General features: G+C 71.0%; 16 protein-coding genes. 3 read left to right on the top strand and 13 right to left on the bottom strand.

Annotated features, from left to right (window positions below; all coding sequences use genetic code 11):
* Positions 1–107: 107 nt before the first annotated feature.
* From GQS09_RS15505 to GQS09_RS15445, 13 genes are all read right to left on the bottom strand, one after another.
* On the bottom strand, positions 108–1568 hold the full coding sequence (locus GQS09_RS15505) for a glutamate synthase subunit beta (protein WP_165986660.1): 1461 nt from the start codon (positions 1566–1568) through the stop codon (positions 108–110).
* Complete coding sequence (gene gltB, locus GQS09_RS15500; protein WP_165986664.1) at positions 1561–6090, bottom strand: glutamate synthase large subunit; 4530 nt, start codon at positions 6088–6090, stop codon at positions 1561–1563. The genes GQS09_RS15505 and gltB overlap by 8 nt, the downstream gene beginning before the upstream one ends.
* A gap of 373 nt (positions 6091–6463) precedes the next feature.
* Complete coding sequence (locus GQS09_RS15495) at positions 6464–7228, bottom strand: VIT1/CCC1 transporter family protein (protein ID WP_165986659.1); 765 nt, start codon at positions 7226–7228, stop codon at positions 6464–6466.
* A gap of 48 nt (positions 7229–7276) precedes the next feature.
* On the bottom strand, positions 7277–8365 hold the full coding sequence (lgt, locus tag GQS09_RS15490; RefSeq protein WP_165986658.1) for a prolipoprotein diacylglyceryl transferase: 1089 nt from the start codon (positions 8363–8365) through the stop codon (positions 7277–7279).
* A 96-nt stretch (positions 8366–8461) separates the two neighbouring features.
* Entirely contained in the window at positions 8462–8683 is a 222-nt protein-coding gene (locus GQS09_RS15485; protein WP_165986657.1) for a hypothetical protein, read from the bottom strand.
* 120 nt (positions 8684–8803) lie between these two features.
* Complete coding sequence (locus tag GQS09_RS30410; protein WP_279577746.1) at positions 8804–9145, bottom strand: DUF4190 domain-containing protein; 342 nt, start codon at positions 9143–9145, stop codon at positions 8804–8806.
* A 200-nt stretch (positions 9146–9345) separates the two neighbouring features.
* On the bottom strand, positions 9346–9921 hold the full coding sequence (locus tag GQS09_RS15475; RefSeq protein ID WP_165986655.1) for an SMI1/KNR4 family protein: 576 nt from the start codon (positions 9919–9921) through the stop codon (positions 9346–9348).
* A gap of 442 nt (positions 9922–10363) precedes the next feature.
* A complete protein-coding gene (locus GQS09_RS15470; protein WP_165986654.1) occupies positions 10364–10831 on the bottom strand; it encodes a Scr1 family TA system antitoxin-like transcriptional regulator in 468 nt (155 codons plus the stop codon).
* 255 nt (positions 10832–11086) lie between these two features.
* Positions 11087–11668 carry an SMI1/KNR4 family protein gene (locus GQS09_RS15465; RefSeq protein WP_165986649.1) on the bottom strand — a complete coding sequence of 194 codons (582 nt, stop codon included), beginning with the start codon at positions 11666–11668 and terminating at the stop codon, positions 11087–11089.
* A 12-nt stretch (positions 11669–11680) separates the two neighbouring features.
* The gene (locus GQS09_RS15460; RefSeq protein ID WP_165986653.1) at positions 11681–12103 is read right to left on the bottom strand and encodes a DNA/RNA non-specific endonuclease; all 423 of its coding nucleotides are present in this window, start codon (positions 12101–12103) and stop codon (positions 11681–11683) included.
* Positions 12091–21753, bottom strand: coding sequence for a LamG-like jellyroll fold domain-containing protein (locus tag GQS09_RS30405; protein ID WP_165986652.1), 9663 nt, complete (start codon positions 21751–21753; stop codon positions 12091–12093). The genes GQS09_RS15460 and GQS09_RS30405 overlap by 13 nt, the downstream gene beginning before the upstream one ends.
* The gene (locus tag GQS09_RS15450; protein WP_165986651.1) at positions 21678–22301 is read right to left on the bottom strand and encodes a hypothetical protein; all 624 of its coding nucleotides are present in this window, start codon (positions 22299–22301) and stop codon (positions 21678–21680) included. The genes GQS09_RS30405 and GQS09_RS15450 overlap by 76 nt, the downstream gene beginning before the upstream one ends.
* Before the next feature lie 198 nt (positions 22302–22499).
* Positions 22500–23249, bottom strand: coding sequence for a thioredoxin domain-containing protein (locus tag GQS09_RS15445; protein ID WP_165986650.1), 750 nt, complete (start codon positions 23247–23249; stop codon positions 22500–22502).
* Between the two features lie 127 nt (positions 23250–23376).
* Between GQS09_RS15445 and GQS09_RS15440 the strand changes: the two genes are divergently transcribed.
* From GQS09_RS15440 to GQS09_RS15430, 3 genes are all read left to right on the top strand, one after another.
* Positions 23377–24828, top strand: coding sequence for a hypothetical protein (locus tag GQS09_RS15440; protein ID WP_313896151.1), 1452 nt, complete (start codon positions 23377–23379; stop codon positions 24826–24828).
* 89 nt (positions 24829–24917) lie between these two features.
* Positions 24918–26021 (top strand): molybdopterin-dependent oxidoreductase, encoded by a 1104-nt coding sequence (locus GQS09_RS15435; protein WP_165986662.1) that lies wholly within the window; start codon positions 24918–24920, stop codon positions 26019–26021.
* The gene (locus tag GQS09_RS15430) at positions 26021–26518 is read left to right on the top strand and encodes a hypothetical protein (RefSeq protein ID WP_243761446.1); all 498 of its coding nucleotides are present in this window, start codon (positions 26021–26023) and stop codon (positions 26516–26518) included. Before GQS09_RS15435 ends, GQS09_RS15430 begins: the two co-directional genes overlap by 1 nt.
* Positions 26519–26637 lie beyond the last annotated feature (119 nt).

Raw genomic sequence — 26637 nt, 5'->3', positions numbered from 1 at the left:
CCCGCCCCGGTCGGGAAGAGCGGGCGGGCGCCGCGGCCGGTGCCGCACGCCGTTGTACGGGCACGTCCGGAGGGGGCGGTCCGGCCGGCGGCGGCCGGACCGCCGGGTCACACGGTCAGGGCCCGGTCGGTGGGCCGGATCGGGGCGGGCAGGTCGGTGGCGCCGGTGAGGTAGCGGTCCACCGCGGCGGCGGCGGCCCGGCCCTCGGCGATGGCCCACACGATCAGTGACTGGCCGCGCCCGGCGTCACCGGCCACGAAGACCCCGTCCGCGCTGGTGGCGTACCGGCCGTCCCGGGCGATGTTGCCGCGGGCGTCGAGTTCCACGCCGAACTGCTCGACCAGGCCGTTGGTCCGGTCCACCCCGGTGAAGCCCATGGCGAGGGTGACGAGCTGGGCCGGGATCTTCCGCTCGGTGCCGGGCTTCTGCTCGAACTTCCCGTCCTTGAACTCCACCTCGACCAGGTGCAGCCACTGCACGTTGCCGTCCTCGTCGCCCTCGAAGCGGGTGGTGGAGACGGAGTAGACCCGCTCGCCGCCCTCCTCGTGGGCGCTGGTGACCTTGTACAGCAGGGGGAAGGTGGGCCAGGGCTGGTTCGGCGGGCGCTCCTCGGACGGCCGGGGCATGATCTCCAGCTGGGTGACGGAGGCCGCGCCCTGCCGGTGGGCGGTGCCCACGCAGTCGGCGCCGGTGTCGCCGCCGCCGATGACCACCACGTGCTTGCCCTCGGCGCTGATCGGGGAGGTGACGTAGTCGCCCTCCTGCACCTTGTTGGCCAGCGGCAGGTACTCCATGGCCTGGTGGATGCCGTTCAGCTCCCGCCCGGGCACGGGCAGGTCGCGGGCGGTGGTGGCGCCGGCCGCGATGACCACGGCGTCGTAGCGGCGGCGCAGGTCGCGGGCGTCGAGGTCGCGGCCGATCTCGACGCCGGTGCGGAATTTGGTGCCCTCCGCCCGCATCTGCTCGATGCGCCGGTTGATGTGCCGCTTCTCCATCTTGAACTCGGGGATGCCGTAGCGCAGCAGCCCGCCGATGCGGTCGGCGCGCTCGTAGACGGCCACGGTGTGCCCGGCCCGGGTGAGCTGCTGGGCGGCGGCCAGACCGGCGGGGCCGGAGCCGATCACGGCCACGGTCTTGCCGGACAGCCGCTCCGGCGGCTGGGGGGTGACGTGGCCGGCTTCCCAGGCCTTGTCGATGATGGTGACCTCGACGTTCTTGATGGTCACCGCGGGCTGGTTGATGCCCAGCACGCAGGCGGACTCGCACGGCGCGGGGCAGAGCCGGCCGGTGAACTCGGGGAAGTTGTTGGTGGCGTGCAGCCGCTCGCTGGCCGCCTCCCAGTCGCCCCGGTAGGCGTAGTCGTTCCACTCGGGGATGAGGTTCCCCAGCGGGCAGCCGTTGTGGCAGAACGGGATGCCGCAGTCCATGCAGCGGCCGGCCTGCTTGCTGATGATCGGCAGCAGGGAGCCGGGGACGTAGACCTCGTTCCAGTCCTTGACCCGCTCGGCGACGGGCCGCGTCCTGGCGACCTCGCGGCCGGTGGTGAGAAAGCCCTTCGGATCAGCCATGGGTCGCCGCCTCCATCATCTTCTCGTGGACCTCGGACTGGCTCAGTCCGGCCCGCTCGGCGGCGTCCTTGGCGGCGAGCACGGCCTTGTAGGTGGTGGGCATGATCTTGCTGAAGCGCAGCACCGCGCTGTCCCAGTCGGCGAGCAGCTTCTCGGCGACCGTGGAGCCGGTCTCCTCCTGGTGGCGGCGCACGGTCTCGTGCAGCCACGCGCGGTCGGTGTCGTCGAGTTCCCCGACCGCGTCCAGGTTGCCGGTGTTGACGTTGTCCCGGTCCAGGTCGAGGACGTAGGCCAGGCCGCCGGACATGCCGGCGCCGAAGTTGCGGCCGGTCTCGCCGAGCACCACTGCCCGGCCGCCGGTCATGTATTCGCAGCCGTGGTCGCCGACGCCTTCGGCGACGACGGTGGCGCCGGAGTTGCGCACGCAGAACCGTTCGCCGACCCGGCCGCGCAGGAACAGCTCGCCGCCGGTGGCGCCGTAGGCGAGGGTGTTGCCGGCGATGACCGAGTCCTCGGCGAGGTGGTCGGCGTCCCGGTCGGGGCGGACGATCAGCCGGCCGCCGGACAGGCCCTTGCCGACGTAGTCGTTGGCGTCGCCCTCCAGCCGCAGGGTGACGCCGCGGGGCAGGAAGGCGCCGAAGGACTGGCCGGCCGAGCCGGTGAAGGTGATGTCGATGGTGTCGTCCGGCAGGCCGGCGCCGCCGAACTTCTTGGTCACCTCGTGGCCCAGCATGGTGCCGACGGTGCGGTTGATGTTGCGGATGGCGACCTGGGCGCGCACCGGCTGGGCGTCCTCGGGCCGCTCGGCGGTGAGGGCGTCGGCGGCGAGCCGGATCAGCTCGTTGTCCAGCGCCTTCTCCAGGCCGTGGTCCTGGCCGGTGACGCAGTGGCGGGCGGCGTCCGTGGTCAGCTCCGGCATGTGGAGCAGCGGGGCGAGGTCCAGGCCCTCGGCCTTCCAGTGGTCCACGGCCCGGGTGACGTCGATCAGGTCGGCGCGGCCGATGGCCTCGTCCAGGGTGCGGAAGCCCAGCTCGGCCAGCAGCTCGCGGACCTCCTCGGCGATGAACTCGAAGAAGTTGACCACGAACTCGGGCTTGCCGCTGAAGCGTTCGCGCAGCACCGGGTTCTGGGTGGCGATGCCGACCGGGCAGGTGTCCAGGTGGCACACCCGCATCATCACGCAGCCGGAGACCACCAGCGGGGCGGTGGCGAAGCCGTACTCCTCGGCGCCGAGGAGGGCGGCGATCAGCACGTCCCGGCCGGTCTTGAGCTGGCCGTCGGTCTGCACCACGATCCGGTCGCGCAGACCGTTGAGCAGCAGGGTCTGCTGGGTCTCGGCCAGGCCCAGCTCCCAGGGGGCGCCGGCGTGCTTGAGGGAGGTCAGCGGGGAGGCGCCGGTGCCGCCGTCGTGCCCGGAGATCAGCACCACGTCGGCGTGGGCCTTGGACACGCCCGCCGCGACCGTGCCGACGCCGACCTCGGAGACCAGCTTGACGTGGATGCGCGCCCTGGGGTTGGCGTTCTTCAGGTCGTGGATGAGCTGGGCGAGGTCCTCGATGGAGTAGATGTCGTGGTGCGGGGGCGGGGAGATCAGGCCGACGCCGGGGGTGGAGTGCCGGGTCTTCGCCACCCAGGGGTAGACCTTCGGGCCGGGCAGCTGGCCGCCCTCGCCGGGCTTGGCGCCCTGCGCCATCTTGATCTGGATGTCGTCGGAGTTGACCAGGTATTCGCTGGTCACGCCGAAGCGGCCGGAGGCGACCTGCTTGATGGCGGAGCGCCGCTCCGGGTCGTAGAGGCGGTCCGGGTCCTCGCCGCCCTCACCGGTGTTGGACTTGGCGCCCAGCCGGTTCATGGCGATGGCCAGGGTCTCGTGCGCCTCGCGGGAGATGGAGCCGTAGGACATGGCGCCGGTGGAGAAGCGTTTGACGATCTCCGAGGCCGGCTCGACCTCCTCGACCGGGATGGACGGCCGGTCGCCCTTGAGCGTGAACAGGCCGCGCAGCGTCATCAGCCGTTCGGACTGCTCGTTCACCCGCTCGGTGTACTGCTTGAAGATGTCGTAGCGGCGCTGCCGGGTGGAGTGCTGGAGCCGGAAGACGGTGTCCGGGTCGAACAGGTGCGGTTCGCCCTCGCGCCGCCACTGGTACTCGCCGCCGATCTCCAGGTTCCGGTGGGCCGGGGCGACGCCGGAGGCCGGGTAGGCCTTGGCGTGCCGGCGGGCGGTCTCCTCGGCGATGACGTCGATGCCGACGCCGCCGATCTTGGAGGCGGTGCCGTGGAAGTAGCGGTCGGTGAACTCCTCGTCCAGGCCGACGGCCTCGAAGACCTGGGCGCCGCGGTAGGAGGCGACGGTGGAGATGCCCATTTTGGACATCACCTTGAGCACGCCCTTGCCGAGCGCCTTGATCAGGTTGCGGATGGCGTCCTGCGGGTCGATGTCCGGCAGGTAGGTGCCGGCCCGGACCAGGTCCTCCACGGACTCCATGGCCAGGTAGGGGTTGACCGCGGCGGCGCCGTAGCCGATGAGCAGCGCGACGTGGTGCACCTCGCGGACGTCGCCGGCCTCCACCAGCAGGCCGACGCGGGTGCGCTGCTTGGTGCGGATGAGGTGGTGGTGGACGGCGGAGGTGAGCAGCAGGGACGGGATCGGCGCGTGCTCGGCATCCGAATGCCGGTCGGAGAGGACCAGTATCCGGGCACCGTCGGCGATGGCGCGGTCCACCTCGGCGCAGATCTCGTCCAGCCGGGCGGCCAGCGCGGCGCCGCCGCCGTGCACCCGGTACAGGCCGGAGAAGATGGCGGACTCGAAGCCGGGCAGGTTGCCGTCGGCGTTGATGTGGATCAGCCGGGCCAGCTCGTCGTTGTCGATCACCGGGAACGGCAGGGTGACGCTGCGGCAGGAGGCCGGGCCGGGCTGGAGCAGGTTGCCCTGCGGGCCGAGCGAGGAGTGCAGGGAGGTGACCAGCTCCTCCCGGATGGCGTCCAGCGGCGGGTTGGTGACCTGCGCGAACAGCTGGGTGAAGTAGTCGAAGATCAGCCGCGGCCGGTCGGACAGGGCGGCGATCGGGGTGTCGGTGCCCATCGAGCCGATGGGTTCGGCGCCGGTGCGGGCCATGGGCGCGACCAGCACCCGCAGCTCCTCCTCGGTGTAGCCGAAGGTCTGCTGGCGGCGGGTGACCGAGGCGTGGGTGTGCACCACGTGCTCGCGCTCGGGCAGGTCGTCCAGCCCGATCAGGCCGGCTTCCAGCCACTCCTGGTAGGGGTGCTCGGCGGCCAGGGCGGCCTTGATCTCGTCGTCCTCGATGATGCGGTGCTCGGCGGTGTCCACCAGGAACATCCGGCCGGGCTGGAGGCGGCCCTTGCGGACCACCTTGCGGGCCGGGATGTCCAGCACGCCGACCTCGGAGGAGAGCACCACCAGGCCGTCGTCGGTGACCCAGTAGCGGGAGGGGCGCAGACCGTTGCGGTCCAGCACCGCGCCGACCTGGGTGCCGTCGGTGAAGGTGACGCAGGCCGGGCCGTCCCAGGGCTCCATCATCGTGGAGTGGTACTGGTAGAACGCGCGGCGGGCCGGGTCCATGGAGGTGTGGTTCTCCCAGGCCTCCGGGACCATCATCAGCACCGCGTGCGGCAGCGGGCGCCCGCCCAGGTGCAGCAGCTCCAGCACCTCGTCGAAGGTGGCGGAGTCCGAGGCGTCCGGGGTGCAGATCGGGAAGGCCCGCTCCAGCGCCTGCGGGTCGCCGAACAGCTCGCTGGCCAGCTGCGACTCGCGGGCCCGCATCCAGTTGCGGTTGCCCTTGACGGTGTTGATCTCGCCGTTGTGGGCGATGAACCGGTACGGGTGCGCCAGCGGCCAGGAGGGGAAGGTGTTGGTCGAGAAGCGCGAGTGCACCAGGGCGATCGCGGAGGCCAGCCGCCGGTCCGAGAGGTCCGGGAAGAACGGCTCCAGCTGCCCGGTGGTGAGCATGCCCTTGTAGACCAGGGTGCGGGAGGAGAGGGACGCGAAGTAGACGCCGGTCTCGTGCTCGGCGCGCTTGCGCAGCACGAACACCCGGCGGTCCAGCTCCAGGCCGGTGCGCTCGCCGTCGGCGTCGGTGACGTACAGCTGCCGGAAGACCGGCATGGCGGCGCGGGCGGCGGCACCGAGCAGGTCCGGCGTCACCGGCACCTCGCGCCAGCCCAGCACGCGCAGCTTCTCCTCGGCGGCGAGGGCCTCGATGCGGGCCGCGGCCTCGTCGGCCGCGGCGCCGTCCTCTCCGGCGGGCAGGAATGCCAGGCCCGCGGCGTACGCCCCGGGCTCGGGCAGCTCGAAGCCGGCCACCGCGCGCAGGAAGGCGTCCGGCATCTGGAGCAGGATGCCCGCTCCGTCACCGGTGTCCGGGTCACTGCCGGTCGCGCCCCGGTGTTCGAGGTTGCGCAGGACGGTGAGCGCCTGGTCCACGAGTTCGTGGCTCGCCTCACCGGTCAGGGTGGCGACAAAGCCGACACCGCAGGCGTCGTGCTCGTTGGCCGGGTCGTACATCCCCTGCTTGGCCGGGTGGGACGCAGAACGCATCGGCTCTCCCGTCGTCTCAAAGGCATGTGCTGAGCAAGGGACGACGCTGGCCCTGGCGCGGAAATTTCGTGCAGGTTACACAATGACCCCATATCCCGAGAAGTGGATACCCACGTCCGGCATACGGACGGACTCGGGTTCGCGCGCACGCCGGGGACAGTGGGCGTGACGACCCGGGAAGGTGGGGGTGCGGGCGTCTATGCCCGCGGGTGAGGGAGCATATGCCCCAGGGTGACGTGGACGAAACCACGAGGTAACACGAATCACCATACGGCATGGCCGTCGGCGCCAACCAGTCCGCGAACCGCGCCGCGGACCGCGCCGCGGACCGGCCGCCCGACTAGCCGAGCGCCACGCCGAGCACCGCGCCCAGAGCATAGGTCAGGGCAGCGGCGGTGGCACCCAGCGCCAGTTGCCGGAGCCCCGTGTACCACCATGACCGGGTTGTCACCTTCGACACAACCGCTCCGCAGAGAAAAAGCCCCGTGAGCGCCAGGACGGCGGCCGGCCAGAGCACCGTCGCTCCCAGCAGATACGGCAACACCGGCACGAACGCGCCCATTCCGAAAGCACAGAAGGACGACACCGCGGCCACGGTGGGCGACGGCAGCCCGTCGGCCGTCACGCCCAGCTCCTCGCGGGTGTGGATCTCCAGCGCCTGATCGGGATCGGCCGAGAGCTGCTCGGCCACCTGCCGGGCCAGCCCCGGCTCGACCCCGCGGCTCACGTACACGGCGGCCAGCTCGGCCAGCTCGTCGTCGGGGTGGCGGCGGTGCTCGCGGCGCTCCACGTCGATCTCGGCCAGCGCCATCTCGCGCTGCGAGGCCACCGAGGTGTACTCCCCCACCGCCATGGAGAAGGCCCCGGCGGCCAGGCCCGCCAGCCCGGCGATGGCCACGGTGGACGCCCCGGCGTCGCTGCCGGCCACACCGCTGATCAGGCCCAGGTTGGACACCAGGCCGTCCATGGCCCCGAACACGGCCGGGCGCAGCCAGCCGCCGCTCACGTCCCGGTGCTTGTGGTGCGCCTCGGGGGCGGAGGCGGCGGGCGTCCGGCCGGGCAGACCCGGCTGGTCGGGGCGGCGGGGCTCGGGACCGGCGGTCATGGCCCCAACCTACTCCGCCGCAGGGCCGCTGCCCTGGTCAGGCGCCCCTTACCGGCTTCCGGCCGCCGGCCGCCGCTCCCCGTCACCGGCGTCCCCGGCGCTGCCGGCGTCACCGTCACCGTCACCGTCCGCGGCGTCCGCGCCCTCGGCCTTGCCGGCGTCCTCGGCCCGGTCCGCCGCTTCCTTCGCCTGCTCCTTCGGACGCGGCCGCTCCTCCCCGTCCGCTTCCGTGACGCCGCCCTCGGCGCCGTCCTCGGCGCCGTCCTCGTCGGCGCCGGCAGCGGCGTCCTCGTCCTCCGCGGCCTGGTCGTCGCCGGCCGGGAGCGGCTCGATCGCCGCCGGGTCCTCACGGCCCGGCGACTTGCGGGAGGAGATCACGATGTAGGCCACGGCCGCGGCGAAGACCAGCAGCGAGGTCCAGTTGTTCAGCCGCAGGCCCAGGACCTCGTGGGCCTCGTCGATCCGCAGGTACTCCACCCAGAAACGCCCGGCGGTGTAGGCCGCGACGTACAGCGCGAAGGCCCGGCCGTGCCCCAGCTTCCAGCGGCGGTCGGCGAAGATCACCAGCACCGCGACGCCGATGCACCACAGCGACTCGTAGAGGAAGGTCGGGTGGTAGGTCTGCACGCCCTCGATCGTGTCGATCTCCACCGCCCAGGGCACATCCGTGGGCTTGCCGTACAGCTCCTGGTTGAACCAGTTGCCCCAGCGGCCGATGGCCTGCGCGAAGGCGATGCCCGGGGCCACGGCGTCGGCGAAGGCGGGCAGCGGGATGCCGCGCCGCCGGCAGGCGATCCAGGCACCCACCGCGCCGCCGGCGATGGCGCCCCAGATGCCGATCCCGCCGTCCCAGATCTTGAACGCGTCGACGGGGTCCTTGGGGCCGTCGCCGAAGTAGATCTGGTAATCGGTCGCCACGTGATAGATCCGGGCACCCACCAGGCCGAACGGCACCGCCCAGATCGCCACGTCGGCCACCGTCCCGGGCCGCCCGCCACGGGCGACCCAGCGCCGGCCGCCGTACCAGATGGCGACAAAGACACCGATGATGATGCACACCGCGTAACCGCGGAGCGGGAACGGTCCGAGATTGATCTCGCTCGTGCCCGGGCTGGGGATCGACGCAAGGATGTCCATGGTGCCGCCGAGGCTACCGTGTCGCCCGCCCGGATGCCCCACCCGGTTCACCATCACCGCATCCGCCGCCGCCGGCGCAGGCGGCCGGCGCCGCCCTCATCGCACGTTCCAGTGCACGCAGGCCACGGTCCGGTGGTCGAGGACGTTCCAGGACCGCTCGTTCGGCGCGCACCAGGTGCCCCAGGTGCGGCCCTCGACACCGCGGTCCCAGCACCGTTCCTCGGCTGCCGTGAGCACCGCCTGCTCACCGGGATACGGTCCGTCGGGCAGCTCCGGCACGTCCCACACCTCTCCCTCGTGGGCTTCGGTACACGGCACCAAGGTGACGCCCCGGCCGGCGGAGCTCCTCCTCGGCGCTGCCCGGGGACCCCAGGCAGTCGCCCTTCTCCAGGGCATAGACGGGAAACTGCTCGGCGGCCGGTTCCCGTGCCCAGTCCCTCATGGCATCGGGCGCCCGGCCGCCAGCAGCAGTCCCGCGGCCCCCAGCCCGATGACGAGCATCGCCGCGGGCAGGGCGATGCCGGCGATGGCCATCCCCCGGCCGCGCCGGCCGGTCTTCTTGATCCGCACCAGGGCGACGATGCCGAAAACGACGCTGACCGGGATCAGCACCATGCCGGGGATGCCGGTCACCAGCGCCGCAACCGCCCAGCCGCCCCGCCGCGGCCTGCCCGCCCCCCGCTCTGCCGTCCTCCCCGGGCTCCGCCCCGCCTCCCCGTCGCCCGGCTGCGCGGGTCTCACCCGCTGCTCAAGCCGCTCCGCCGCTCCGAACTCCGCCATGCCCGGTCCTCCGTCACGCCTCCGGGCACGAACAGCACCCGCTCCCCCGCCAAGGCCGGTACGTCACGGCTCCGGCGCCGGGACGGGGTCATTGCCGTCACGTCCCGACCGACGAGATCACCGGGCCCCCACGTCACCGGGGCTCCCGGGGGTCCGGGGGCCGCGGCATGGACCGCCGGCGGTCCGGCAAGCCGGCACCGTCAGGAGCCGGGCCGCGCTTCCCCATCAGGCCCGTGATAGTTCCGGGCGTCGTCCCAGGACATCCAGCCCGGTCTGTTTGTGGGCCATCCTCGAGGCCCTTGCCCGGCCAGGAAATCGAGGACAAACTCCACCGGGCCGCCGCGGAATACCATGATCTCCGGATACTGGCGCAACGCAACCCCGACTTCCCATGCCGCAGAATTGTCTACCGGGGGAAGCAGAAGGCACAGGTCCCCATCCCAGTCATGGCGCGCCCACGGGACCAGATCCTCCCGGGCAGCAAGGACACGATCCGGTACACACACGTATCCTTCCCGGATCGCTTTCCAGTTCTCTACCTCTTCCTTTATGAACGTCAGCAGGTCACGAGGCCCGAAAGGAGGCCCGGTGGGTGCGGCTGGGTGAGGCAACCACAGGTGTCCGGCGATATGGGCGTCACCGTAGTTGTTCACCAGCCACTTGTAATCATCTGGAAGCGTGATCCCGATCAGCCTTTCCACCTCACGCCAATGCCGACGCAGCCCGACTTGCCGACTCGGACTCTCCCCAAGAAGGTCTATCAGCTCTGAGATCATGATCTACTTCCGGCAGAGTTGCGAGAGACGGCGCACATGAAGACTCGAAGTAGCTTATCAAACAATCCGTGACCAAATAATTCGGCCAGCTCTCTCGGTTTGCCGTGCGGCCGTGCGCACTCGGGACAACCATGCCACAGGACGCTCAGCGAAGAATCGTCGCGCATTTCCTCGGCCACGTTCGGCCCCAGACCTGCCGCTCTTCAGCGGCACCCGCCAGGGCCTCGACCAGGGATTCATCGAGAGTGATGGTCACCTTCCTGGTAGCCATACCAGCACCATGCCGCGATATGGCAGCCGTCGGCCTCAAGAACAGGGACGGGCCCGCACCCTCCGACAGATGTCCACCGAAGCCGCGACGAAGCCCACCTCCCGCAGGGAAATCTTTCCTTCGGCCATGCCCTGCGGACGTGCCTGCGGCCTTTGCGAGTGGCGACTCGGGTCAAGGGGAAATCCAGCCCGCACAGGCAGGCGATGGCGCGGTGGGTGAGCACGTTGCCGCCGACTTCCGACACCACTCCGTACCGATGGGGTGGGACATGACGATGTCATCGGGATTGTCGCTCTGAGGGAGGCCGACGTGGCCGTGCCACAGCGGATTCTCCGCAGCCGGGCCATGGGCCGGCGGGCGGCGCAGGCCGGTGGCGGGTGTTGCGTCATCAATGGTGATGTGCGGCAGTCGAGCCAGATCCAGCAGGTGCTCCGACTGGCTGCGCATCACTGCCGGGCCGCCCGCCCGCTGGTGCAGAACGCCTTCGGCGAGCACCGCCCACACGCTCAGCGGGTCCTCCCCGCGCAGTCGCTCCTGCCGGGCCAGGGTGATCCAGCCCGCCCCGGGACCGTTCATTGAGCACGTACCGGGTTCCCTCGACGCCGTGATCCCCGCACGGTCCTCGGCCGCCTCGAACATCGCGTCTACACCGGAGATACGGACCGGCCGGCAGTTCAAGCACACCTCAGACCTCCCCCTCGTACGGCTCGGCACACGGAACCACGGCCATACCCTCAGCGCTGCCTGGCGAGCCCAGGCAGTGAGCGCTCAGTGTCCCGAACGTTCAATACGGCAACGATGGGCCCGGTGTCGCCAGGATTACGACTCCCGGCCTCCCGGCGGGATCTCCTCGGACCGGGTTCCGAGAGCACCGAGATCATCCCCTGACCGAAATCACCTGGCAGGACCAAACCACTCAATGTGCTGCTCCCCTTCACCCGTCGGCCAACGGTCGAGCTTTACGGGCCCTGGATAGAAAACAGCACTGCCAGGGCCGAACATGTCCTCCCCGACAAGGTATCTGTACAACCATTCACCAAAATCCATACGGTACTCGTAAAATTCGTCCTCATCGCGGTCGAAGGCCAGCAGCCACCGTGGCCCACTCCCGTGCCGATCCAGAAGAAAGAGGTATTCCCCCCGATCGGTATGCGTGAGGGGGATCAACCCTCCGGGACCATAGAAAGCTCCTTTCCCTTCGAACCCTGGACAATCAATTCCGGCAAGCCCGTTATCCGTGAAGCTTTCACATACTTCTCTCATAAAGATGCGCAGATCGCGCCATGGAACCGCTGGGTGACCCAGATGAAGATGCCAGTTCAGCTGTACCGGGCCATAGCTGTCAACCACCCACCTATAGCTTGCAGGGATTTCATAGACCAACTCTCTCTCCAAGGCTTGCCATGCCCCCGGAACAGAGAGGGGGAATCTGGACTCCCCAAGAAGTTCACGAACTTTCTGCAGATAATCCACCATAGCCAACCCATCTTACATCTTGGGACAGTTTACCGTTCCCGTCGTACGCCCGCCGGCCGGTTCGTTATAGATCATGCAACTTTTGGATACCCTGGTTTCGAGGACAGTGTAGTCGTATTGAAGCCTTGAAGGTATCCCAGAATTCTGCTTGTCATAGTGTGGAATAATGGAAAGTATCACTGTTTTACCAGCCTCCAAAGTCTCCTTGATATCCCACTCGACACCTGTCCTCAGGTACGGAGTATTCACCTTGCTGTACTCGGCTACTAGGTTCCTCAAATCGGTCCCTGAGCCACCGGACGCCTTCGGCTGCAAATGCCCGTTGTGAGCTGTGGCACCCGGTTGGCTCTCAATCTCCGCGTACCCGGCTGGCTTCTTGGCTCCCGCGCCGGTCCCAGGGCCATTCGGGTGCTTTTTGGTGGTCAGATCAGACATGTCCAAGCGGGCGAAAATACCAGTGGCGCGGCATTCATGTTGTCCAGTGAAACCGTCGTAATACTTTTCCCTGGGCATGTAGAGAGCGTGAGCATTTCCGCTGACCCCAGGCCCAACATCGCAAGCCTTATCTCCTCTTCCTCTCCGGTCGAGCGCCACGCGTTACCGCCCCCTGGAACAGACAGTTCACTCAATTCACTGGGATGGAACGAGTCGCCGTTGAAGTAGGCCAGTATCTGCTCGTTGGTGATCTCCGAACTCCAGCCCTGGCTGGGGTCCCAGGTGCCGGTGCTGGAGTCCCAGTCGGGTTGGGGGGCGGGGCGGGCGGGGGCGGGCTCGCGGGGGTTCTGGGGGATGTAGGGGACTGGGGCAGGGCCACCGCCGTTCGGGCCTGTTCCTCTGGCACCTGTGAGGCTCACACCACCGCTCCCCGCAGGGCTGACGCCGTCGCCGGGGCCGCTTCCAGGCCCGGGCCCCCTGCCCGGGTCGATGCCGCTGGACGGGCGATTCCCTCGTGCACGCCACAGGAAGTCCTGCTCGGCGACCCAAGCCGCTGCTGCTGCGGCAGCAGCAGCCCGCGCGGCGGCCTGGGCAGCGCCGAGTGACGGTGACCAGGTCGAGGGGCGGACTGTCCTCAGCTTGGTCTTGGGGCTCCGGAATGGCCGTGAGATGTCGTCCCACGAGGGGACCGAAACGTTGACGTCGATGTAGATAGGGGCCGGGTCATGTGTCGCGTAGTAGTGCGCTACGCCAGCCGCCACTGCCGCGGCGGCGAGCGCGCCTACGGCCACCGCCGGAATCGCCCAGTGGCCGGTGGGGTCCGTGTAGGAGAAGGGGTTGGCGTGGGCGTAGGTGTAGCGGTTGGCGGCGATGGAGGGGGTGGGGGTCAGGAGCCAGGTGTCGCGGGAGGTGAAGGTGCCGGTGCCGGGCTGGTACCAGCGGGAGGCCATGTTGACGTCGCCGCTGTCCGGGTCGGTCCAGCCGGACTGGTAGCCGAGGGAGGGAGCGGTTCCGGTGGCGGCGAGGGTCTGCCCGAAGGGGTCGTAGGCGCGGGAGGTGGTGAGGGCGGGGGTGGGGTCGTCGGTGGTGAGGCCGGCGACGACGTCGGTGTGCTGGTCGGTGATGAGCCAGGTCGTGGTGCCGGAGGTGGCGTCGGTGGAGGCGAGGACGGAGCCGCCGGGGGTGCGGGTGTAGTGGGTGGAGCCTTCGGAGAGGAGGTTGTTGGAGCCGCCGTCGTAGGTGAACGGTGTGCCGTTGTGGGTGATGACGCGGTCCAGGGAGTCGTAGGTGAAGGTGCTGGCGCCGTCGGTGATCTTGCGTTCGAAGGCGTCGAAGTCGAGGGTGCGCGGGTCCTCGCCGGGGGCGGTGATGGTGGAGAGGGTGCCGCGCGGCGTGTGGGTGTAGTGGGTGGAGCCTTCGGTGAGGAGACGGTTGCGTTCGTCGTAGGTGAAGGATTCGGAGCCGGCCGATGTGCGGTTGCCGGCGGCGTCCCAGGTGTAGTCGGTGGTGATGCCGTCGCGGGTCCAGGAGGTCAGGCGGCTCGCGTCGTCGTAGGTGTAGGTGTTGCTGCCGGCTCCGGCGGTACCCCGGGTGGTCTTGCGCGTGAGGCGGTTGTCGAGGTCGTAGGTGTACTCGATGGCGGAGAGTTCGGCAGCGGTGGCCGGATCGGTGAGGGTGTCGGTGGCGAGGCGGCCCAGGTCGTCGTAGGTGTAGGCGCGCCGGGCGCTGCCGTTGGTTTCGGTGGTGAGGCGGCCGGCCGGATCGTAGGCGTAGGTGACGCCGGTGCCGTTGGTGGAGTGGGTGGCGGTGGCGAGCTGGTCACGGGCGGTGTGGGTGTAGGTGGTGGTGCCCTGCGCGTCGGTGCGCGAGGTCATGTTGCCGTTGGCGTCGTAGGTGTAGGAGACGTCTCCGGCGGGGCCTTGGGCGGTGAGGAGCTGGCCGCGGTCGTTGTAGGTGTAGGTGTCGGGCGGGATGAGGGTGTCGGTGGGGCCCTCTGTCACCATGCGGCCGGTGAGGTCGTAGGTGAAGTGGCGGTCCTGGGTCGCGGCTTCGGCTCCGGTGCCGGTCTCGTGGAACATCCGGCCGAGGGCGTCGTAGGTGCGGTTGCGGGTGACGCCGCCGGGGAGGAGGTCCTGCACCGGCCGGGCCGAGGCGTCGTAGAGGGTGGTCCAGGTGCGGTCGGGCAGGGACGGGTGGGCGTCGGTGACCGGCTCGACGGTGGATTCCGGCAGGCCCCAGGCGTTGAAGGTGTAGTGGGTGGTGTTGCCCCGGGGGTCGGTGAGGCGCGTGCGGTTGCCGTTGGCGTCGTAGCCGAAGGTGGTGACCAGGGAAGTGGCGGTGGTGACGGGTTCGGTCTGCTGGGTGACGCGGCCGAGGGCGTCATACGTCGCTGTGGTGCGGATGCCGGCGGGTGAGATGTCGGCGGTCGGGTTGCCTTCGGCGTCGTACTCGGCGTGAGTGGAGCGCTGAAGGGTGGAGGTCGTGCCGTAGTCGTCCACCTGGATGGGCAGGCCGAGGTGGTTGTAGTGGGTGACCGTCCGGTGGTCCTGCGCGTCGCGGGTCTCGGCGAGGCGGCCGAAGGGGTCGTAGGTGTGGGACGACAGCAGGCCGGTGGCGTCCTGGACGGTGAGGGGTTGGCCGGCGGCGTTGTAGGTGGCCTCGGTCCAGGTGCCGCGCGGGGTGACGGACTTGGTCTGGCGGCCGGCGTCGTCCCAGGTGTAAGTGGTGGTCAGGTTCTGGGGCGTGGGGTACCGCTCGACGATGGTGCTGGTGAGGCGGCGGCCGAGTTCGTCGTAGGTGGCCTCCGTGCGGGCGCCGGTGGGGCCGGTGGCGGAGAGCTGGAGGCCGGTGGGGGTCCAGGTGAAGGTGTGCAGGCCGCGGCCGTCGGGCGTGGCGTTGGTGGTGAGGGGGTCAGGGGCCGGTGCGGTTCCGGAGGGGATGCCGGGTCCGTCGGGGTGGGGGCCGGTCCGCTCGGTGAGGTGGCCGAGCTGGTCGTAGGCGAATTCGGTGGTGCTGCCCAGCGGGTCGGTGGTGGACAGGACGTTGCCCAGACGGTCGTAGACGGTGGAGGTCCGGGCGGGGAGGGTGGTGCCGTCGGGACGGGTGTAGGCGGGGAGGTGGGTTTCGGTGGGGCGGCCGAGAAGGTCGAGGGTGTGGCGGGTGGTGTTGCCTTCGGCGTCGCGGACCTCGGTGGTTTCGCCGAAGGTGTTGTAGCCGGTGAGGATCTCAGGGCGGTGGGAGACGGCGGGGTCGCCGTTGCGTTCGACGAGGACCGCGGGGGCGGTCACCGCGACCGGGCGGCCGTGGGTGTCGTAGCGGAACTCGGTGGTGAAGTCGGCCGGCTCGGCCCCGCTTTCATTGCCGCGCGGGCTGATGGTGGCGGTGCGCAGGCCGAGCTGGTTGTAGCGGTGGCGGGTGGCGGACGAGGAGGTGCCGTCGGAGACGGTCTCGGTGAGGACGTTGCCTGCGGTGTCGTAGGTGTAGGCGGTGGTGAGGTGGGCACTGCCGGAGGGGGCACCGGTCAGGCGGGTTTCGAGGACGCGGTCGTCGTTGTCGTAGGTGACGGCGGTGCGGCGGTTCAGGCCGTCGGGATCGAGGACGGTGGCGGCGGTGCGTCCGGTGGCGTCGATCTCGTGGGTGACGGTGGTGGCGCCGTTGCCGGTGGTCTGACGTATCAGGTGGCCGGCGGGGTCGTAGGTGTTGCTTTCGAGGAGGATGTCCCGGACGGTGCCGTCGGACTGGGTGATGTCGTGGGCCGTGGTGGTGGCGAGCAGGCCGTCGTCGAAGTAGGTGTGGGAGACCGTCGCGCCCATGGCGTCGGTGACGGAGGCGAGGCGGCCGGCCGGGTCATAGGCGCGGGATTCGAGGACGAGGTCGCGGATCTCGCCGGAGGGATCGCCCGCCCAGTCCTCCAGGACGGTCTCGGCGAGCTGGCCGCGCGGGGTGTAGCGGTAGCGGTAGACGGTGCCCAGCGGGTCGGTTTCGCGGGTGACGCGGCCGAAGGCGTCGTGGACGTAGGTGGTGGTGTTGCCCTCGGCGTCGATGACGGCCTCGGTGAGGCCGTGGGTGGTGTAGAGGTAGCTGGTGGTGCGTTCGGGGTCGCCGCCGGTCAGGTCGGCGACGGTCTCGGTGAGCAGACTGCCGTCGTCGTCGAAGGTGCGCCGGATCTCGGGTGTGTGGGTGGTGCCGGTGACCTCGTTGACCGCGCCGGGCCCGGTCTCCCGGACGATCCGGGACATGGCGTCGTAGGCGTAGGTCGTGGTGAGGCCCTCCGGGTGGGCATCGGAGAGGACGGTCTGGGAGGTCTGGCGGCCGAGTCCGTCGTAGCCGAATGCGGTGGCCGCGCCGGAGGGCTCGGTGATGCGGGCGATGTCGCCGTTGGCGTAGTAGTCGTAGGAGGTGACGGCGCCGCCGGTGGTGGTGATGGTCTTGACCAGGCCGGCGGGAACCGTGCCTCCGCCGGTGGCGGCCTCGGTGCCGTCGGTGTAGGTGCGGGACGAGGAGCGGCCGTCGGCCAGGGTGGTGGTGTCGGGCAGGCCGAGCGGGGTGTAGGTCGTCGTGGTGCGGTAGCGGGTGTCGGCCGGGTCCTGGGAGCGGGCGTCGCTCGTCGTCAGGACCTTGCCGTTGCGCGGGTCCAGGGGGTCGGACTCGTTGTGGTAGTGGGTGGCGAAGGAGGTCTGGCAGTTGTTCGGCCCGCGGCAGGTGCTGGTGGAGACGGTGTTGCCGTGCCGGTCGTGTCCAGTGATGACGGCGTTGCCGTTGGGGTCGGTGATGGTGTGCCGGAAGCCGCCGGTGTCGTAGGCGTAGCTGGTGACGCCGCCCTCGGCGTCCGTCGAGGCGGTGGTGCGCCAGCCGCGCAGTACGTCGTAGGTGGTGCTGGTGGTGTTGCCCGCCGGGCCGGTGATGGTGACCGTGGCGCCCAGGGAGTGGGTCTCCGGCCGGCTCTGCGCCAGGTAGTGGGCGCGCACCTGCCCCTCGGTCAGGGTGTGGCGGTAGAGCGCCACCTCGTCCACGCTGCCGGTGAAGTGGTGGTCGCCCCGGGGCAGGCCGATCCAGTCGGGGCTGGTGTATCCGGTTCCGATGAGCCCGTGGGGCAGCCCTTGGTCGGAGATCTGCCCGGCGAAGGTGCCGACCACCTCGCCGTCCAGATAGAGGGTCTGGCTGGTGCCGCCCCCGGCGAGCACCACATGGTGCCACTGGTAGTCGGTGACCGGCCGCGGGCTGGTGATCGGCTGGGCTCCGCCCACTCCGCTGACCCACCATTCGCCGCGCAGTCTGCCCTCCCCGTCGATGGTGAGCAGGGGGTGCCAGCGGGTGGGTGTGGTGCCGGCCGGCTGGTCCTGGAGGGCGAGCAGCACGCCGCCGGTCGTCCCGGTGCGGAACCACAGTTCGGCGGAGAGCTGGTCCGTGCCGCCCAGGAAGGCGCCGGGGAAGGCGACATGGTCGCCCGGGTTGCCCAGCCGGAGTGCGGTGCGGTCCCCCGGTCCGAAGGTTCCCATGGCGCCGAGGGTGCTGGGGTGCGTGCCGGTCAGGGTGCCGTCCCGGCCGGTGATCTCGTCCGCGACAAGTGTGCCGGAGCGCTCGTCGAGCCGCCAGTAGGCCGCGGGGGCGCTTCCCCGCACCGCGTTCTCGTAGTTCTCGCCGGTGCCCGCCAGCAGCCAGCGGCGCAGCCGGTGCCGGGTCACGATCCTCTCCCGGTCGTAGACCACCTCGCCGCCGAAGCCGGATGCCCACACGGTGTCGTCGTGGATGGCGACATCGGCGATCTGGCCGGTGAAGTTGCGGTAGCCGGTGCTGCCGCCGTCCCAGCTCCCCGAGGAGTAGCCCCCGCCGATATAGCTGTAGGCGAGCCGGGCGCCGTTGACGGGCTGGGTGTTGTCGGCCTGGAGCACGCCGTCCAGGAAGAGGGCCTGTCCGCCGGCGTCGCCGGTGAGGACGACGTGGTGCCAGGCGTCGTCATCGACCGGTTCGGCGGACATCAGCGTGGTGGAGTCGCCGGGGTAGCGGAAGCGTCCGCGCAGCATGCCGTCGGAGTCGACCAGCAGCATGGGCCACCAGCCGGCCGCGGTCTCGCCGAAGGGCACGTCCTGCATGCCGATGAGGACTCCGTGGGAGTCGGTCCTGAACCAGAGTTCGACGGTCTGCCGGCTGCTGGTCCCCCATGCCTCGGCAGGGATCTCCACGGCACTGTCGCCGTCGAAGACCGGCGCCGTGGTGTCGCCGTCCGTGAACGGGCCGGAGCCGCGTCGGACGCCGTCCAGATAGGCGCCGTCGAGGCCGTCGTCGAGCGCGCCGGCGGCCACGGCGCCGCCCCGGTCGTCCAGCCGCCAGTAGCCGCTCGGGCTGTCGGCCTTCACAAAGTCGGCGTAGGCGGCCGAGCCGTTGGAGTAGCCGGGCCCGGAGATCCGCCAGGTACCGCCGTTGGCGTCGGTGTGGGTGGTGATCCGGGCGGTGGCGGGGTCGTAGGTGTTGGCCGCGTGGGTACGTCCGGAGGGCAGGGTGACCGTGCTCATCAGGCCGCGGGACGTGCGGGCGGCGTAGTGCTCGACGACGGTGGCCATGTCCAGGGCCCGGTGGTGGACGGCGACATCGTCCATCTGGCCGGCGAAGTGGCGGACACCCTGGGGGCCGCCGTCCCACCGGGAGTCGGACCAGCCCGCGCCGAGGTAGGTGTAGGACAGATCCCGGTGACCGAGGGGACCGGTGCGGCTGCCCGCCTTCCGGCCGTCCAGGTAGAGAGTCTGGGTGGTGCCGGCGGCGGTGAGAACGGCATGGTGCCACTGCCCGTCGGTGACCGTCGTGGTGGTCTTGATCGGGTCGATGGCGTCGGGTGAGCCGGTGTAGAAGAAGCCGCTGAGTTTGCCGTTGGCGTCGACGGTCAGCGGCGGGTTCTTCTGGCTCGGGTAGCCGTCCTCCAGCCGGCCGTTCTGGAAGCCGACCAGCACGCCCGGCGAAGTGGTCTTGAACCACAGCTCGATGGTGAGGAAGGTCGTGGTGCGCAGGGTGTCGTCGGGCAGCCGGATGGAGGAGTCGGTGCCGTTGAAGGTGACGGCCGTGTCGTCACTGCCGGCCAGGGCGCCGGGCGCCCCGTACTCGACGTTGTAGTAATCGGCGTGGTTGAACCCGGTGCGGGACGGGGCGACGCTTCGGGCCAGCGCGCCGCCGGACTCGCCCAGCGGCCAGTAGGAGACGGGGCTGTGGTCGAGGACGGCGGAATGGTACAGCGAGCCGTCCTGGTACTGGTACTGGGTGCAGGCGGTGGGCTGCCCCGGCTGGCAGACCTGTGTCAGGCGCCCGTCGGTGTAGTGATAGGTCCAGGTGAGCCCGGGCTCGTCGGTGCCGGCCGGGCTGGTCGTGACCGAGGCGACCCGGGGGCCGTCCCAGGCGAAGTCCAGGTACCGGCCGGAGACCGCGTCGGTCGCCCTGGTCAGCCTGGTGTCGGTGTAGGTGAGGAGCTGTTTCCGGCCGGCACCGTCGGCGATCTCGGTGAGCCGTCCGCCGGAGTCGAAGGTGTAGGTGGTGGCGTCGGTCGTGCGCAGCACCCAGCCGCCGGCGGACGGCGCGGTGAGCTTGTCCGCGCTGCCGGGCGGCGGGGTGTAGCCGCCGTCGCTGTTGAGGCCGAAGCGGGCACGCCGGCCGGTGGGCATGGTGATGACGACGTCCCCCGCGGTGTCGGCCGCGGCCCGCATGTCCCACCGGCTGGACCAGCCCGGGCCGAAGGCGGTGCCCGTGCGCGGGTCGAGTGAGTTGTAGGTACGGGTGACGGACAGTTCCGGTCCGGCGGTGGCGAGCGAGGCATCGGTCGCCGAGGTGGCGTAGTTGCCGGTCCGGGGGCCGAAATCGTGGCCGTTCTCGCCGCCCAGGTGGCCGGTCACGGCCGGCTGCGGCACCTGGATGGAGAACAGGGAGGGGTTCGGCCGGAGGGAGGTGCCGCTGCCGTCCCAGACGTAGGCATACCAGGCGTAGGTCTTGTTCCATGCCAGCCAGCCCGCGGGCACGGTCCAGTTCTGGCTCGCGGTGCGCGACTCCTTGCGGCAGTTCTTGCGGGTGTTGGCGCCGTCCACCTCGCAGACCTCGAAGGTGTAGAGGAGGGCGTCGGCGGGGTGGTGGTCGGGGTCGCTGCCCTTGGCCCACAGGGTGGGCGTGAGTGTCTGGAAGACCGCGCCGCTGCCGGGGGCGGCGGCGGTGAGCCGGGGCGGGATGTTGACCGCGGAGATCTTCACCGCGGCGCCGGGGACGCCGACGCTGGTGAAGCGGTGGTGCCCGTAGTGGGTCATGGTCCACAGGACCGTGTACGTGCCGGGTTCGAGAGGGGCGATGGCGCCGTCCACGGTGAGGGTCTCGCCCGGGGAGACGTCCTGCGGCATCAGGGTGAAGCGGCGGAGCGAGGAGCTGGTCAGCTCGGTGCCGGAGGAGTCGTAGAGGTGGTAGGTGAGCTGGTAGTCGCCGTTCTTCGGCCAGGTCTGCGTGCCCTGGTTGGTGATGGTCACCTTCTGGGCGCCGGCCTGGGTGGCGGTCACCGGGGTGACGAGCTGGCCGGGCTTGTAGATGGCTCCGTAGTTGGTCCAGGTGACGTCGAGGCTGGGTTTGCCGTTGGTGTACAGGTCGGAGCCGAACTGCTTCCAGCCGTAGGAGTCGGTGGTGGAGGCCTTGACCGCAAGGCCGTAGTTGGTCTTCCGGCCGTGGGTCCAGTCATCGACGAGCTGGCGGCCGGCGGAGCCGAGCGATATGGATTCCCAGGCGGGCGCACAGCTCCAGGAGGTCGTGCCGGAGGGCCGCCATCCGTGGGCGAAGCGCTTGCTGGCCAGGGCCGGTCCGGTGGTGGGTCCGGGGTAGTTCCTGAGGGTGCCCGCGGACCAGTTCTGGGTGATGGCGTGAACGGTGACGGGCCGGGCGTTGCACGAGTAGGACCAGTTGTTGTAGAGGGCCAGCCGGGCGCCGAGCACCCAGGCGTTCTGCAGGGTGGTGTTGACGCCGGAGAAGCGGAGGAAGGCCGCCGCGGCGTGGGTGCCGCCGTCGTAGGTGCCCGCCTTGAGCACGGTGTCGCTGTTGAAGTTCGTGTTGTACGGCTTCTGGACATAGGTCGCCGAGGAGGCGGTGATGCCGGTCACGGTGGGGTCGACCCGGACGGGGAAGACCCGCTCGGGGTCGGCAAGCCACCCGGCGTCGAGGGTGACGACGAGGACGGGGCGGCCGTTGTCGGTGGTGAGGGCGTACTCGACTCCGTCGGAGATCGCGCCCTCACCGGAGTGTTCGCCGAGATTGGCGTCCTCCATCCAGCCGGGTGGCATCGAGGCACGGAGTTCGCCGGCGGCATCGGAGAAGGAGATCCCTCCTCCGTCGTCGAGCGTGGCGGTGAGGCCCTCCAGGCGGAGCGGGAAGCGCCACTCGGTGGGTGCGTCCGGTCCGTGCAGGACCAGGGTCTCCTTGGCGGTGTCGCTGCCGGCGAGGAGTTCGAGGTCGGCGGATTCCCGGGCGCCGGGGTAGCGGATGAGCGCCCCCTGCGTGGTGCCGGCCGACGGGGCGGCTCCGTCGAGCGAGTAGCCCACGGCGTGGCCGGCGTCGAGGCGGAGGGTCACCAGGGGGTCGGCGGCGGCGTGCGGGCCGAAGGTGATGCCGAGTTCGGTGGAGGTGGTGGACCAGCCATCCACCGACTGGGTGCCGAGGCCGGCCGGTGTCCGGCGGCGGAGGGTGGTGTCGTTTCCCGCCAGTCGCCCTCGGCGCCGCGGAAGTGCACCGGCTCGTTGTAGTAGCGGGTGGTGAAGGTCCCGTCCTGGTTGCGGTAGGTGCGGGAGCGTTCGTCGCGCCGGTCCGGCACCTCGACGCTGGTCTGCTCGTCGAAACCGTCCGGGAACTCCTCGGGCTCCGGGGCGTCGAGGATCTCGGCGGGTTCGGTCTCCAGGGAAGGCTGGGTGTCCCCGAGATCCCGTGGGCCGGAGGTGCCGGGCTCCATGGCGAGCTGCCCGGGCGCGGTGCCGGGCGCGCGGCCCTGCCCGGCGTCGGCGGCGGTCTCGGCGGCCGTCGCGCGGTGGTCCCGGCCGTCGGCGGTGCCCCAGGACTGTGCGGGACGCCGGCCGGGGTCGGTTGCCGCCGCGTGGTCCCGCTGCCACTGCACGGCCGCGGCCGCAGCGGTTTCGGTACTGGTCAGGACCGCCAGCAGAAGGGTCAGAACAAGGACGAGCGGGCGCCGGACGAGCACCGGACCTCCCCAGGTCCACAATAAATGCGCCGCGAAGCTACCCGCCTTGCTTGACAGTTGCAATGATTTTGTCAGCATCGGCCAGTTCTGGTCAGTGGCGATGTCTGACGTTCCGTGCACACGGGGATGCGGGGCGGCAGGGGGAACGCCCCGAAGGGTGGGTTCGGGGCGTTGAGAGGTGGGGAGGGATGAGGGGCGTCAGGAGGCGGCGGCGATGTCGTTGACGCGCCGGCGGAGGCTGTCGGTGGTGAGGGGCTCGCTGCGGTCGCCGTAGATGTTCTCGCCGTTGAGCAGCAGGGTGGGCGTGGCGTTGTAGCCGGAGTCCTCGAAGTGGGCGTTCATGGCCGCGACCGCGTCGTTGTGCGTGCCGTTGCGGACGCACTCCTGGAAGGCCTCCGTGGCCAGGCCGTCGACCTGCCCGGCGAGTTCGATCAGGCGGTCCTTGTCGGCGAACGCGTCGTCCTGCTCCGGCGGCTGGTTGGCGAAGAGCAGGTCGTGGTACGCGGTGAACCTGTCCTCGTCCTCCGCGCACAGCGCGGCGTTGGCCGCGTTGAGCGAGCCGTCGCCGCCGAGGGCGTCGTCGATGATGGTGACCAGGTAGTACTCGGCGCGCAGCTTGCCCTCGTCCTGCAGTGCGTGGACGGTGTCGCTGAAGCGGGTCTCGAACTGGCCGCAGGCCGGGCAGCGGAAGTCCTCGTAGACGGTGAGCACCGCGGGGGCGTCGGCCGGTCCCTGGACGACGGGCTCGGCCGCCTCGCCGTTGGCCGCGTCGCTGTTGCCGTTGCCCGCGGCGAAATAGCCGGCCAGCCCGACCACGGCGATCACGGCCACCGCCGATCCCAGCACCTTGACCAGCCGTACCCGCTTCTCCGCGGCCTGTTCCCGGGCCCGCTCGGCCGCCAGACGCTCACGGGCGGCGCGCTTGCCCGCACGGTTCTTCTCGCTCATACCCTGAGCCAACGAACCGGGCCGGAGCAGGACACGCCGGGCAGGATCGGCATGAGGATCTGACAATGTGGTGACGCCCGCCCGGTGATCAGGGCCCCGTGCACCGAGCGGCCGTAGCGTGAGAGACGTGACCGCGCAGACGACACCGATCAGCCGGCAGCAGACCGGGCAGGACACCCAGGGGCGGCGGAGAACCGCGGGCAGCCGTGCGTGGAGTGCGGGTGATGCCGCGGCGGTGGCCGCGGCCGGGCTGCTGTTCGCCGTGGCCGCCGTCGTCGGGCACGCCATCAACGGCGACGAGAAGCTGCACATGCGCTGGCCGCCGCTGCTGGCCCACTACGAGCCCCACCTCGGCCCCGGCACGGTGGCCGCGCCGCTGGTCGCCGTGGTGGTCGCGGTCCACGGCCCGGCACTGGCCGCCCGGCTGCCCTGGCGGCGGCTGCTGCTGGCGGGCTGGGCGGCCTCGCTGGCCTGGATCATCGCGCTGGCCCTGGTCAACGGCTGGCGGACGGGCGTCACCAGCCGGCTGGCCAAACGCAGCGAATACCTGACCGATGTGGACGAGGTGACCGGCCTCGGGGTCTTCCTGTCCACCTTCACCGACCGGATTCTGCTGGGCTCGGAGAACAACTGGACGGTCCATGTGGCCGGGCATCCGCCCGGCGCCCTGCTCACCTTTGCCGGCCTGGACCGGATCGGCCTGGGCGGCGCCACCTGGGCGGCCTGGTTCGTCCTGCTCACCGGCGCCTCCCTGGTGCCGGCCGTGCTGGTGACGGTGCGTGCGCTGGGCCGCGGCCGGGAGCCGGAGCGGGAGCTGTGGGCCCGCCGCGCCGCGCCGTTCCTGGTGCTGGCCCCGGCGGCGGTGTGGCTGGGGGTGTCGGCGGACGCCTACTTCGCGGCCGTGGCGGCCTGGGCGCTGGCGCTGCTGGCCCTGGCCGCGACCGGGCGGGTGCGGGTGCCGTGGGCGGCGGCGCTCGGCTCCGGGCTGCTGTTCGGCTGGCTGCTCTATCTCTCCTACGGGATGGTGCTGATGGCGGTGCCGGCGCTGGCGGTGCTGCTGCTGGCCGGGAACTGGCGTCCGCTGCCCTGGGTGCTGGCGGGCATGCTGGCGGTGGCGGCACTGTTCACGGCCGGCGGCTTCTGGTGGTTCGACGGCTACTTCACCCTCTACGAGCGCTACTACCAGGGGGCGGCCCGGGAGCGGCCGTACGCCTACTTCATCTGGGCGAATGTGGCCGTGCAGACGCTGACGCTCGGCCTGGCCGGGGCGGCGGCGCTGCGCCGGGCGGGCGCGGCACTGGTCCGGGAGCGGCCGGGCCGGCCGGTGTGGCGGGTTCCGGGGACGTGGCGGAAGCCGCGCGGGGTGGTGCTGGTGCTGGTCGCGGCGGCCGTGGCGGCGGCGCTGCTGGCCGACCTCTCGGGGATGAGCAAGGCCGAGACGGAACGCATCTGGCTGCCGTTCACGGTCTGGATGCTGCTGGCGGCGGCGCTGCTGCCGCGGCGATCGGTGCGGTGGTGGCTGGCGGCGCAGGCGGCGGTCGCGATCACGGTCGACCATCTCTTCTTCACGGGGTGGTGAGGGTGAGGGGTCCGGCGGGCACGGGGGTCTCCGGGGAACGGCTGCTGTTCCGGTTCCGGAACCGGCTGCACCATCCGCGCACCGCCACCATGGTCGGGCGGTGGCTCGGGCTCGGCGTGGTGGTGTGCTTCCTGACCGGGCTGGTCAGCCATCTCCTCCAGACCCCGCCGGGCTGGCTGGTGCCGCATCTGCCGACCCGGCCGGTGTGGGGCTACCGGGTGACGCAGGGCCTGCACGTGGCGGCCGGCATGGCGCTGGTGCCGCTGCTGCTGGCCAAGTTGTGGACGGTGTATCCGAGGCTGTGGGTGTGGCCGCCGGTGCACTCGGTACGGCACGCCCTGGAGCGGATGTCGATCGCGGTGCTGGTGTCGGTGGCGCTGTTGGAAGTGCTGATGGGCCTGATGAACGTGGTCCAGTGGTACGGCTGGCCGTTCGGTTTCCGGGATGTGCACTGGGCCCTGGGATGGGTGCTGGTGGGCGCGCTGCTGCTGCATGTGACGGTGAAGGCGCCGGTGATCGTCGCCAACTGGCGCCGTCCCCGGCCGGCCGCACCGGAAGCGGAGGCGGACACGGAGCGGGCGGAGCACGGGGAGGATGCGGAGGAGCGGGACCGGCGGGCGTTCCTGCTGGGCGTGGGCGCGGCGGTGGGCGTGGTGACCGTGGTGACGGTGGGCCAGTCCGTCACCCCGCTGGCCCCGGCCACGCTGCTCGCCCCGCGCCACCCGGACCACGGCGGCCAGGGCGTTCCGGTCAACCGCACCGCCGCCCAGGCCGGGATCGACCGGGCGGCGCTGGCGGACTGGCGGCTGCAGGTCAGCGGCACCCGGGGGAGCTTCGCACTGTCCCTGGCGGAGCTGGGCGCGCTGCCTCAGCACGAGGCCGAGCTGCCCATCGCCTGCGTGGAGGGCTGGAGCGTGTCGGCCCGCTGGAGCGGGGTCCGGCTGCGGGTTCTGCTGGAACGGGCGGGCATCGCGGACGGCGGCTCGGTGCGGGTGGTCTCGCTCCAGGAGCGCGGCGCCTGGCGGGTGATGGAGATGGGTCCGACGTACATCAGGGACCCCCTGACGCTGCTGGCGCTGCGGCTGAACGGCGCGACGCTGTCCCTGGACCACGGCTTCCCGGCGCGGATCATCGCGCCCAACCGCCCCGGTGTCCGGCAGACCAAGTGGGTGCACCGGATAGAGGTGCTGTGATGGCGGACAGGAAGGCGGGCCGGACGGGCAGGGCCGGCTGGACGGCGGCCCGGGCACTGCGCTGGCTGCTGGGCGCGGCCGGGCTGGTGCTGATGGGTGCGGGTCTGCGGCTGCTGGCGGTGGCGACCCGGCCCGGCGACCCGCAGGAGGTGGCGGTCTGGCTGGGCAGCCTGGTGCTGATCCACGACCTGCTGCTGGTGCCGCTGGTGCTCGGGGCCGGGATGGTTCTCCACGGGCTGCTGGGCACCGGGCCGGGCTGGGCCGTGCTGCGGGCGGGGCTGGTGGTGGCGGGCAGCGTGACGCTGGTGGCGGCGCCCGCACTGCTGCGGCCGGGCACGGTCCGCAATCCCACGGCGCTGCCGCTGGACTATCCGCGCAACTGGCTGCTGGTGACGGGCACGGTGCTGGCGGTCTCGGTGGCGGTCTCGGTGGCGGTGCGGGCGTGGCGGCGGCTGCGCACGGCCCGCCGTGGCCGGCCGGCCGTGCCGCACCTCTGAATCCCGGCCCCGGCCGCGCCCCTGCCAGGGCCCGGTCCGTCGCGCCCCGGCCACCCCACGGTGGACGGGGCGTGACGGCGACGGGCCCGCGCCCCGGGCCGGGACGGGACGGCCCGGGC

The organism is Streptomyces sp. YIM 98790, from assembly GCF_011421595.1.
In the GTDB taxonomy this organism is placed as follows: Bacteria; Actinomycetota; Actinomycetes; order Streptomycetales; family Streptomycetaceae; genus Streptomyces.
Note: the sequence above shows the minus strand (reverse complement) of the source record. Positions and strands in the feature narration are given on the sequence as shown.

Excerpts from the sequence above, each read along its gene's own strand:
- GQS09_RS15505 (WP_165986660.1), bottom strand. The coding sequence starts at position 1,568 with ATGGCTGATCCGAAGGGCTTTCTCACCACCGGCCGCGAGGTCGCCAGG.
- gltB (WP_165986664.1), bottom strand. The coding sequence starts at position 6,090 with ATGTACGACCCGGCCAACGAGCACGACGCCTGCGGTGTCGGCTTTGTC.
- GQS09_RS15495 (WP_165986659.1), bottom strand. The coding sequence starts at position 7,228 with ATGACCGCCGGTCCCGAGCCCCGCCGCCCCGACCAGCCGGGTCTGCCC.
- lgt (WP_165986658.1), bottom strand. The coding sequence starts at position 8,365 with ATGGACATCCTTGCGTCGATCCCCAGCCCGGGCACGAGCGAGATCAAT.
- GQS09_RS30410 (WP_279577746.1), bottom strand. The coding sequence starts at position 9,145 with ATGGCGGAGTTCGGAGCGGCGGAGCGGCTTGAGCAGCGGGTGAGACCC.
- GQS09_RS15475 (WP_165986655.1), bottom strand. The coding sequence starts at position 9,921 with ATGATCTCAGAGCTGATAGACCTTCTTGGGGAGAGTCCGAGTCGGCAA.
- GQS09_RS15470 (WP_165986654.1), bottom strand. The coding sequence starts at position 10,831 with ATGTTCGAGGCGGCCGAGGACCGTGCGGGGATCACGGCGTCGAGGGAA.
- GQS09_RS15465 (WP_165986649.1), bottom strand. The coding sequence starts at position 11,668 with ATGGTGGATTATCTGCAGAAAGTTCGTGAACTTCTTGGGGAGTCCAGA.
- GQS09_RS15460 (WP_165986653.1), bottom strand. The coding sequence starts at position 12,103 with ATGTCTGATCTGACCACCAAAAAGCACCCGAATGGCCCTGGGACCGGC.
- GQS09_RS15445 (WP_165986650.1), bottom strand. The coding sequence starts at position 23,249 with ATGAGCGAGAAGAACCGTGCGGGCAAGCGCGCCGCCCGTGAGCGTCTG.
- GQS09_RS15435 (WP_165986662.1), top strand. The coding sequence starts at position 24,918 with ATGGTCGGGCGGTGGCTCGGGCTCGGCGTGGTGGTGTGCTTCCTGACC.
- GQS09_RS15430 (WP_243761446.1), top strand. The coding sequence starts at position 26,021 with ATGGCGGACAGGAAGGCGGGCCGGACGGGCAGGGCCGGCTGGACGGCG.